General features: G+C 44.5%; 9 protein-coding genes. 5 read left to right on the top strand and 4 right to left on the bottom strand.

Going from position 1 to position 9574, the window contains the following annotated elements; genetic code table 11:
* Nucleotides 1-128: 128 nt before the first annotated feature.
* Nucleotides 129-338, bottom strand: a complete 210-nt coding sequence (locus QZ918_RS17945; RefSeq protein WP_293337270.1) for a hypothetical protein — start codon at nt 336-338, stop codon at nt 129-131.
* Between the two features lie 161 nt (nt 339-499).
* Here QZ918_RS17945 and QZ918_RS17940 point away from each other — a divergent pair, with 161 nt between their 5' ends.
* On the top strand, nt 500-1378 hold the full coding sequence (locus QZ918_RS17940; RefSeq protein ID WP_293337268.1) for a hypothetical protein: 879 nt from the start codon (nt 500-502) through the stop codon (nt 1376-1378).
* A gap of 308 nt (nt 1379-1686) precedes the next feature.
* On the opposite strand, the gene trxA is transcribed toward QZ918_RS17940, so the two are convergent.
* Nucleotides 1687-2004: a thioredoxin gene (gene trxA, locus QZ918_RS17935; RefSeq protein WP_293337266.1), complete on the bottom strand. Its 318-nt coding sequence runs from the start codon at nt 2002-2004 to the stop codon at nt 1687-1689.
* Between the two features lie 76 nt (nt 2005-2080).
* Here trxA and fabG point away from each other — a divergent pair, with 76 nt between their 5' ends.
* On the top strand, nt 2081-2845 hold the full coding sequence (gene fabG, locus QZ918_RS17930) for a 3-oxoacyl-[acyl-carrier-protein] reductase (protein WP_293337264.1): 765 nt from the start codon (nt 2081-2083) through the stop codon (nt 2843-2845).
* Between the two features lie 334 nt (nt 2846-3179).
* Here fabG and QZ918_RS17925 read toward each other — a convergent pair whose 3' ends face one another.
* Nucleotides 3180-4223 carry an adenylate/guanylate cyclase domain-containing protein gene (locus tag QZ918_RS17925; RefSeq protein WP_293337262.1) on the bottom strand — a complete coding sequence of 348 codons (1044 nt, stop codon included), beginning with the start codon at nt 4221-4223 and terminating at the stop codon, nt 3180-3182.
* A gap of 475 nt (nt 4224-4698) precedes the next feature.
* On the opposite strand from QZ918_RS17925, the gene QZ918_RS17920 reads away from it, so the two are divergent.
* Entirely contained in the window at nt 4699-5832 is a 1134-nt protein-coding gene (locus tag QZ918_RS17920; RefSeq protein ID WP_293337260.1) for an SAM-dependent methyltransferase, read from the top strand.
* Between the two features lie 283 nt (nt 5833-6115).
* Nucleotides 6116-6895: a photosystem II electron transport protein, Sll1252 family gene (locus QZ918_RS17915; RefSeq protein WP_293148871.1), complete on the top strand. Its 780-nt coding sequence runs from the start codon at nt 6116-6118 to the stop codon at nt 6893-6895.
* A 387-nt stretch (nt 6896-7282) separates the two neighbouring features.
* Here QZ918_RS17915 and QZ918_RS17910 read toward each other — a convergent pair whose 3' ends face one another.
* Entirely contained in the window at nt 7283-8062 is a 780-nt protein-coding gene (locus QZ918_RS17910) for an SDR family NAD(P)-dependent oxidoreductase (protein ID WP_293337258.1), read from the bottom strand.
* A 97-nt stretch (nt 8063-8159) separates the two neighbouring features.
* Here QZ918_RS17910 and QZ918_RS17905 point away from each other — a divergent pair, with 97 nt between their 5' ends.
* Complete coding sequence (locus QZ918_RS17905; protein WP_293337256.1) at nt 8160-9497, top strand: hypothetical protein; 1338 nt, start codon at nt 8160-8162, stop codon at nt 9495-9497.
* Nucleotides 9498-9574: the final 77 nt, after the last annotated feature.

Genomic DNA, 9574 nt, shown 5'->3' with positions numbered 1-9574 from the left:
GAAGTAGGAAACATTAGCTATTTGACGCAAACAGCATTTTTCAAATAATGGAGATAATCGAGTAGATTTCTTGACCTCTAATTTTTCGGCCTGTTTTTCAGTAATTCTTAGTTCACCTATACAGCTTGTTACTGTGCGGGGTCGCCCTTGTTCTGTTCCTGTTGCTTCTTTGATAAAAAAAACCCGATTTGTGGGCCCAATGTTTCAAGCCATTGTTGCCTGAGATGTTTTTCCATATTTTCCAGACTGGTCAGTTCACTTGGGGGTGTATTGTTATGCCAAATTTTAGCAATTTCTGCCGCACAGGATTCCAACCGCTCTTGTTCTTCAGGGGTCATGGCTCTTTTTCTCGACTTTTTTTGATGCTTTTATTGATTTTAACTATTTTACACTTATTCCAATACCCCAGACAGTTTTTTGAGCAGCGACCCAAAGCCTCATTCTACCGTTAATATTTCACAGAGGCTGGAACCCAGAACCATCATTCTACCGTTGGTCATTGAAAACTGTCCGGACTATTGTTATTCGGATATTTACAAAACCGGGATGCTCCCTTTCCAGTTTAGGTCATCCTCCAAAATATGAAGAAGACCTTGATACTATTTTGACAAGGTATCTCAATTTCTCGCTAAGAATACCACCAACTATTGTATGGAATGTTAAGCAGTCTAAAGAATTGGCAAACAAAATTATTCCACAGGAAATTACATTGGGTTTGCAGGAGTTTATTAAGAAAGCTGAGTCTGGCCAAACCTTAAAACCTCATCTCAGCAAAAAGAGTGATAAGCCAGACTACAAAGACCTCATGTTTTACGACTGGGGAATATTTCATTTCCATTTAGGTATTAATCCCGATCAAAAGAGTCAGGGATTTGTTGAACGAACAGGTGATCTATTATTTGCTATTGCAGACTCCCATACGGCAAGAATGTATTTAATTGATATCCATCCACACACGGTAGGATTTACAAATCAAGACTTACTAAGAATTCTCGAAGAGAATTGGCCTGAACTTATCGAACCCTACGCTCTAAAGGGCGTTAATGGGTTAACATACCATGCTTCTGACAGCGATATTCGTAGTCTTCGGAAAAATGGTATAAATACTATTCTTCAAACTCCTGGCGGTCGCTTTTTGATACCAATGGGTGGGGGAATCACAGGTGCTGGAACTAGCCTAAACATCAGAAGAGAGGCAAATCGCAGAATAACTGATGTTCGTCAGCTTGAAGATTTTTTTATCCAGCAAAGAGATACCATAGCAGTTTACTTTCAGGATAAATATGCCAAAAATTGGGATTGTCTAAAATTTAAAGTTAAATCATTTGAAGCACCAGTAAAGATAGAGGAGATAACAACAGGTGAAATTATCGAATAGCATCTGTCAGGCCTGTTTCATTCTCTTGTAAGGGCAGCAAAGAGTGGCTGCCCCAATCCCTGAAGCACATAACAAATGCTCGATGGGGAGGGCGCGCACGGGGGTACCGCCCTACAAAATCCTCATCCTCGTTTTCTTGAGAATGAAACAGCCCTGGCATCTGCTGGGAGGAAGGTGAACCATTTGGACGTAAAAAACTTTTGTTTTCAACATAAATAAATTGTTGCCCAAATGCTTCACCCCTACATCTCGCTTAAAAGCTTGAAATTATTTGTTGGAGATGTTGTAATTAAGGTAAAATACCCTAACTACAAATGAGGTTGCAGTCGATCGATCAACTGCGCCGGTTGCAATACTCCCTCAATGCGATCGACCTCAACACCATTTTTGAACAGTACCAAAGTCGGCAAAGCATAAATGTGAAACTGCGAGGCCAACTGCTCGTACTTATCCGTATCAATCTTAACAACCATGAGCTTATCTTTGGTCTGACCGCTCACCTGCTCTAAAATCGGCACCATCATCTGACAAGGCCCGCACCAAGTAGCATAAAAATCTACCAACACCGGCAAATCGGAGCTCGATAGCAACTCCTCAAAACTGCTGAACTGTTTTTGAACTGCCATAAGACAAAATAATTTTTTTGGTTCTGGCTCGATTTTAGTGCAAAATTCTGTGAGCATAGATTTTGAGGACAGAATTATGGAATTATTGCCAGAGACATATCAGCGATTGCGGGGTCAAGTTGCAGTTGTCACGGGTGCATCGCGGGGAATCGGGCGGGCGATCGCTCTAAGTTTAGCAGCAGAGGGCGCTAAAGTTGCCGTTAACTACGCGAGTTCTAGCGCTGCTGCTGATGAAGCCGTAGCAGAAATTATTGCAGCAGGCGGAGAAGCTGTGGCGCTGGCAGCAGATGTCTCGAAAACTGACCAAGTGGATGCACTCGTCAGCAATGTCATGGAAAAATGGGGACGAATTGACATTTTGGTGAACAATGCCGGCATCACCCGCGATACATTGCTGCTGCGGATGAAGCTAGAAGATTGGCAAGCAGTGATTGATTTGAATCTCACCGGCGTATTTTTGTGTACAAAAGCTGCCAGCAAAATCATGTTGAAGCAGCGCAGCGGCCGAATTATTAATATTGCTTCGGTTGCCGGTCAAATGGGAAATCCCGGACAAGCTAATTACAGTGCGGCGAAGGCTGGAGTGATTGGATTTACTAAAACTGTGGCGAAAGAGTTAGCCAGTCGCGCAATTACGGTAAATGCGGTTGCACCGGGTTTTATCACTACAGATATGACTAAAGATGTCAAATCTGACGATATTTTGAAGTACATTCCGCTGGGAAGATACGGCGAAGTTGATGAAGTTGCGGGGATGGTGAAGTTTTTGGCGGCGGATGCAGCGGCGGCTTATATTACCGGGCAGGTTTTTAATGTCGATGGCGGCATGGTGATGGCTTAAGATTTGATTTTATAACCGCAGATATCTGCGGTTATGATTTTATCTCAAATACCTGTAAGCTGGTTATCAGTAAACCTTCCAGGTACGTAGTTGCGATGAAAGCGCTCCGAAAGGTACGTAGTTGCGCTTCAGCGCTCCGGGAGCATCTAATTTTTTTACAAACCATTTTTTTACAACACAATAACAGGTAGGTAAAGGATTGCCGATGTATAGCCTTTCTCAAAAAGATGAGGTATAACTGACAGCTTATTAAATCCTTAAACAAAGAGGGCTGAAGCCCAACAACGTACCTCACTTTTTTAAGAACCGCTATATGCCGATCGCAATCTAAGTTTCACGATCCAAATATTTTCCGAATCCAATTCCGCGCCGCAGCCAATAAACTCATCAACTTCTTAACAAAACCTTGCAAAAAAGAACTTTTATCAACCTCGGAAGTCTCCTCGATTTCTACGGGTAGCGGCGGCATTCCGACAACTTCGTAAAGCGGATATTCGCCGCTCTTTCCGGGAATTTTAACTGATACGCATTGGTTGACGATCGCCAAATCCTTCACTTCGTCATAAGTTTCTGCGGAAATCAACAAAGTCGTTCCCACTTGCTTGTTCGCAGCTTCAATCCGGCTGGCAAAATTTACCGCATCCCCGATCGCCGTTACCGTCTGATTTTTTTTCTCCCCCAGATTTCCCACAACCGCCAAACCGCAGTGAATCCCAATTCCAATCCGCAATCGGTGATGGTATAACGTCTCAAAATACGGATTGAGTTTGTCCAATTCCTCCAGCATTTCCACGCCAGCCCTCACCGCTTGTTCCGCCGCCTTCTCGGAATTTTCCAACCCAAACAGCGCCATAAAACCGTCGCCCATATAATTATTAATCATGCCACCGTTGCGGTTGATCGCATAACCCATTTTTTGGAAATAGCGATTTAAAATATAAATTACATCGTAGGGTAACAGCGATTCTGCAAAGGCGGTAAACCCTCGAATATCGGCAAACAAAATTGCTATTTTCTTTTCTTGACCCACAGGTGCAGAAATCAAGTTTCCGGCGATTTCGTCGTTAAAGGTTTCTAAGTCTTCAGAATCGATCGCCAGTCGGCGCAAAATCACCTTCCCGCCCGCCACCTGTGTCTGACACGCCAGCCTAATTTCCGGATCTAGGCGCAGTTTGTTCGCGAGATCGTCTTCCGCTGAATTGCGGGGCGAGCAAAATTCCAAACCTTCGACTATCAAGACGCGACAAGTCGAACACCGCGCACTACCACCACAGGCGTGGGTGTGGGGAATACCTGCACGCAGGGAAGCTTCCAGAATTATATCGTCGTCGTCTATCTCGATCGCGCGATCGTCCGGCAGATAGTGAATCTGTGGCATATGTGGCGTTTCTAACTAAGTAGCGAGGCATGAAGCGGACATCTGTTATTGCAACGACTCTCTATGCAAACCCGGTTTTTCGACATTTTTTCTGCATTGCCTGATTCCTTCAGTATAAATGGCGATCGGCATTAGCTTCTCGTGCCGTCCACTCAACCGCCAAACAAACTCAGCTTTAAATCGGCGATCGCACCCTCAAAACACCTCAATTCAAGCTTCATTAAAGTCTGTGGAATTAGTCTCAAATCTCCCATCTAAAATTTTAAATTAACTGACATAATTCTTAATAAATTTATGATAGCTCAAAACCCTTTAAATCCGTTATCGAATCTCCTTCACCCCCCCGATATTTTGATAGGTTTGTAGATTTTTGCTATGCAAACCATACTTGGCAATAGTTTTAGCTGTTGGGTTCTCTAACCGCCAGCAAATTTGCTTGAGATAGAATAGCAGCATCTTTAAAACCCGTATAACCATGAGTTCATCAACAGCCCTACAAAACATCGAACAGCACATCCCGCTGGTGGGAAATATCCATCTCAAAAGCCCGATCGCCTATCGAGCAACCCGCGTCGCAGTCAGTGCAGTTAACGCGGTGCAAATGGCAGTAGCAGAGTCTTATATCAACGGTGTAGAAGTACCGGATTCTGTATTGCGAGGTCTTTTTGATACCTGTATGCCCGTCTTTTTTAAGTATTTTCCCTCCCTGCTCGCACCCTACGAATGGGTACTCACAGAAACAGAGCATACAGCCGAAGGCCCGCGAGATTTAATGAAAATTCAGTACGACTTGCCTCAAGCTATGCTGAATCCCATGTTAGGCGAGAGCAAACTGATTTATCCGAAATATAGCATGGGATTGTGGGAAAAAGGAGCAGCCAACCTCGAACAATCCCAAATTCAGATGATTGATGATGTAATTGAGAAACTAGAGATTCAGGATGGCGATCGCATTTTAGACTTTGGCTGCGGTTGGGGCTGCGTTCCCAATTACATTCTTTCCAAATTCCCCAATGTCCAGTTTACTGGCATTAATCTCAGCCACCATCAATGCGAATATATGCGTCACAGGATGCAAGATCCCGACAGCTACCTTAGTTCAGGTCGATTCACTCTATTTGAAGGCGATTTAAACGACGCCCAATTCGATACCAAATTTGACAAAATTCTCTCGATCGGAGTTTTTTGTCATGTCGGTAATTTAACCAAAGCTTTCCAAAAGCTCGCCTATTTCCTCAAAGATAACGGCCGTGTTTTCATTCACATCATCACAGTTCGTACTCCTAACAACATCTCCAGCGTTTTCACCCACAAATACATTTTCCCCCACGGCCGTTACTGGAAATACGATGCCGTTCCCAGCCACAACAAAGACCTCAAAACCATCAAACAATGGTATCTCAACGGTTACAATTACTCTACAACCTTTGCTAACTGGCTGAAAAACTTTGATGACTCTCAGCCGATAGTCAAAGATTTAGACTACGGCATCGACTATGCCAAATTCCGCAGAATCTGGCGGTTTTACTTGATTTGGTTTGTTGCTAATTTCGCCAGTTGCGATGGTGAATATAACGGCAACGGTCAATATCTAATGGTTCATGCCTAATTGCTGACATTCCTGGACGCATCAACCGGGTTTTTCAACCGCCATTCTTCGTTAATTAAAGAATCTCACCTGTCGGGAAACGGCGCTGCCGTGTCCGGCGGGGAGTTCAGGCAATAACAGCTAATTGTTGCTACGGTTATTAAACGTAGCAACAATTTTTGATGCTTGGTATTATTTGACGATCTTAGACTATAATTAAAGTAGTGGGACTGTTAAAGAAGTAGACTTTTGAGTTACTACAGCAACATGAAGGCAATTTCAAATTAGAATCTAAAATTGACTGATGTTACAAAAAGAAGAACTGTTAAAAGGCATCGAAAACCGCGAATGTGTGGCGCGGGCATTAGACCAAGCTGAACAAGCAATTAAAACTTGGGAAGTTACTCTGACTGATTTTCTGTCGCCCCCGGAGTTGGCGGACACTCTGACGGTATTTAAACGCTTGACTGATGTGGAATTGGTGGCTTGGGGCGGCTATCCCCAGGGTGAAAGGCAGAGAATTGCGATCGCCCGATCGGAAATCCCGATCGACTCTGGGAGTGTTAGCGTGGCTGCGGTGGAGATAGCCGGCAATTTCTTGTTTGACACCGCCAGTCACCGCGACTTCTTAGGCGCAATGCTGGGTACGGGAATTGTCCGCGAGAAAACCGGCGATGTGATTGTCTTGGGGGAACGGGGCGCGCAGGCGATCGTCATGCCGGAGATGGTAGAGTATCTGGAGATGAGTTTGCAGCAAGTGCGATCGGTTCCCGTTAAAACTCGGCGCATTGAGTTAAGCGAACTAAAAATTAGAGAACCGAAAAAGAAAGAAATGACAACCGTTGAAGCATCGATGAGATTGGATGCTGTGGCTTCTGCTGGATTCGCCATGTCTCGCAGCAAAATGGTTGAATTCATTGACAGAGGTGACGTGCGAGTTAATTGGAAAGACATCACCCAAGCTAGTTATAACGTTAAGTCGGGAGATTTAATCGCTGTTACTGGTAAGGGAAGATTGGAAATTGGGGAAGTTATGATTACTAAAAAAGAACGCTATCGAGTGCAGTTAACTCGATACTTGTAATTCGGAGAATTGGGAATTGAGATGCGGGTAAGTGCTGGAGTCAGACAGGGGTTAAAAACCCCGGTCTCACAGCGAAAGTCCAGGGTTAATTTATTGTTGGGATAGGATATATAAAACTACTAAAAGTATCGCTCAAGCTTCGGCCAAGGTACGTAGTTGCGCTTCAGCGCTCTTTATAATATTAGGAAAGAGCGCTGAAGCGCAACTACATACCTAATTTGTCTGAGGACTAAAGTCCTCACTACAAACCTTTTGTATTGCGAGCAATTGATCGAACAGGATAGGAAGTTTGCGATTATTTAATCTAGCTATCCAGTCGGTTTCAAGCGACTTTCGCTATTAGCCCGGAACTTGAGTTACGGGCGGACTTAACTTAACTGCAAATTGTTAGCGCCGAAATAGCTTGGCTATCGAGTTCACCACAAGTTCTCGCGGCATAAATCGGGGCATATTTACGATTAGAGGATTCGGGAATCCGCCCGTCACGACATTAGACTGATTTTTCTCTAAAGCTTTGAGTGCATCTCGCACTACTTCATCGGCGGGGACGAGTTTTTGCCCGCTGCTAGATGCTAGGGATGCCGGAAATTCTGCTGCTTTAAAAAAATCGGATTCTGTGGGCCCCGGACAAAGTGCTAAAACCCGAATTCCTAAATCTTTGTTTTCCGCCCAAAGTGCCTCGCTGAAACTTAACACAAAAGCTTTAGTTGCGGCGTAAATTGATAGGTACGGCATCGGTTGAAAGGCTGCAATAGAAGCAACATTGATGATACTTCCCGATTTTCTCTCCCGCATTCCCGACAAAAATAAGTGCGATAGCTCAACTAACGCTACAATATTCAGTTGCACCATTCCTACTTGTTTTGCTAAAGGGCGATCGGCAAAAGCGCCATAATCTCCACAACCCGCATTGTTCACCAGCAAATCAACCGTCCAACCTTTTTTAACAACCGCATCAAATACAGCAGTTGTGGCTCCTGGCGCAGTCAAATCTTGAACGATAATTTCGACCAAAATATTGAATTCCTGTTGCAGTTGAGCCGCTAGCTGCTGCAATTTGGCTTCGGAACGAGCTACCAAGATTAGATTGTGCTGGCGTTGGGCTAATTCGATGGCAAAGGCTGCGCCTATTCCGCCTGAAGCACCGGTGATTAAAGCAGTTGGCATGAAGTTAATTTTGATTATTTGATTTGGGCTTTATATATTTTAACAATTATCTCGGCTAGCAGCCTGTAGAATAATTAAATAGGAATAGGTGAGTTTTATGGGGCATCTTACCGATCGAGCTTTTGACATTTTACGGGCGGAAGTTGACAAGTGCGCGGCTGATGATGCTCTAGCGGGTGGGGTTTACCGCAAGATGGTGATGAAGCGGCTGGAGAAATTGCGATCGCAAAACGGCACTTTCGCATCCAGAGAAGAAATCCGCGATACTTTCAAAGACGAATTTCCCACATTCAGCGAAGAAGCTCTCAAAGCTGCTGTCAAAGCCAACCGCGCGCCCGGATTGTTTGATAAAATCATCTGGGTTGGCGGTTTGCTGGGTGGCGCAGGGGGGATAATTTGGCTGATTAACCTGCCTTTCCCGATGATTCGGTGGCCCGTGGCGAACACTATGCCGATCCTGCTGCTGCCTAGCTTTATTAGTATGGATTACAATTACCGACAGGCGATCGCCCTCGTGGAACAATCCGATCAACTGGTTAACAAAGCTACGGCTGCGGCAGATTTTGAATATGGCGACACGAAAGTAAAACAAGCTCAAAAACACCTCGATGCTTTGCCGGTGTGGTTCCTCGGCTACTATCCAAAAACTTATTGCTCTTTTTCCGGCTGCACTTGGCGCTTTACAGTGGATGAATTTCAAGCCGCCCGCAAAAATATCGGGCGGATGGATGCTCAAATTTTTCAGCAAAAAAATGCTTTTGCTGAGTTAAATCAAGTCGAACAAACTCTCGATGCCGCAAAACAGCAGTACCAGCAAGCGAAAACTGCCGCCGACAGGCAAAAAGCGACTGGAAATTGGCAAAGTGCGATCGATAAACTCAATCAAATCCCCGCCGACACCCTCGCCGGAGAAACTGCTAAGAAAAAACTCCAAGCAGCGGAGAGAGATTTTCAAGCAATGGGAGGAATCGCCACCGGTTCGGTACACGCCGACAACTTAATTGAAGCAGCCAAAGAATTTGCTCTTTCTGCCGCCGTCGCCTCCCAAAAACCGCCGCATCCAGCCGCACAGTGGGAACAAATAGCAGGATTGTGGGAAGAAGCAATTAACCGACTAAAAATGGTTCCTGTTGATAATCCGGGTTATCTCGACGCTCAAACCAAACTCGCCCAATACCAGAAAAATTTAGGAATTTCCCAGATTAGAGTCCAAGCAGAAAAAGATTCTGCCAAAGCTTTACAAGAAGCTAAAAGTTTGTTTGCTAACTTGCAAAATAATGTAAATTCTCCCAGTCAAAATCCTGGTTACGCCCTCAGCCAATTGCAACAGATTATCAATCAATTAGAATCTGTCAAACCTGGGACAACTGTTTATCCCGAATCTCAAAAATGGCTGCAATCTGCTCGCAAAAAACAGCAAGAATGGCAAAAATAATTAAATAGTAGTAGGTTTGTAGTGAGGACTTTAGTCCTCAGAAATGCGGACTTAAGTCCGCACTACGAACCGATAAG

The sequence above is a fragment of the Microcoleus sp. CAWBG58 genome, from assembly GCF_020883045.1.
In the GTDB taxonomy this organism is placed as follows: Bacteria; Cyanobacteriota; Cyanobacteriia; order Cyanobacteriales; family Microcoleaceae; genus Microcoleus.
The sequence above is the reverse complement of the archived record's forward strand: the minus strand, read 5'-3'. Positions and strand labels throughout refer to the sequence as shown.

Bases quoted from the DNA above. Each gene is read 5' to 3' on its own strand.
- trxA (WP_293337266.1), bottom strand. From the start codon at position 2,004: ATGGCAGTTCAAAAACAGTTCAGCAGTTTTGAGGAGTTGCTATCGAGC.
- QZ918_RS17905 (WP_293337256.1), top strand. From the start codon at position 8,160: ATGGGGCATCTTACCGATCGAGCTTTTGACATTTTACGGGCGGAAGTT.
- QZ918_RS17915 (WP_293148871.1), top strand. From the start codon at position 6,116: ATGTTACAAAAAGAAGAACTGTTAAAAGGCATCGAAAACCGCGAATGT.
- fabG (WP_293337264.1), top strand. From the start codon at position 2,081: ATGGAATTATTGCCAGAGACATATCAGCGATTGCGGGGTCAAGTTGCA.
- QZ918_RS17945 (WP_293337270.1), bottom strand. From the start codon at position 338: ATGACCCCTGAAGAACAAGAGCGGTTGGAATCCTGTGCGGCAGAAATT.
- QZ918_RS17925 (WP_293337262.1), bottom strand. From the start codon at position 4,223: ATGCCACAGATTCACTATCTGCCGGACGATCGCGCGATCGAGATAGAC.
- QZ918_RS17910 (WP_293337258.1), bottom strand. From the start codon at position 8,062: ATGCCAACTGCTTTAATCACCGGTGCTTCAGGCGGAATAGGCGCAGCC.
- QZ918_RS17920 (WP_293337260.1), top strand. From the start codon at position 4,699: ATGAGTTCATCAACAGCCCTACAAAACATCGAACAGCACATCCCGCTG.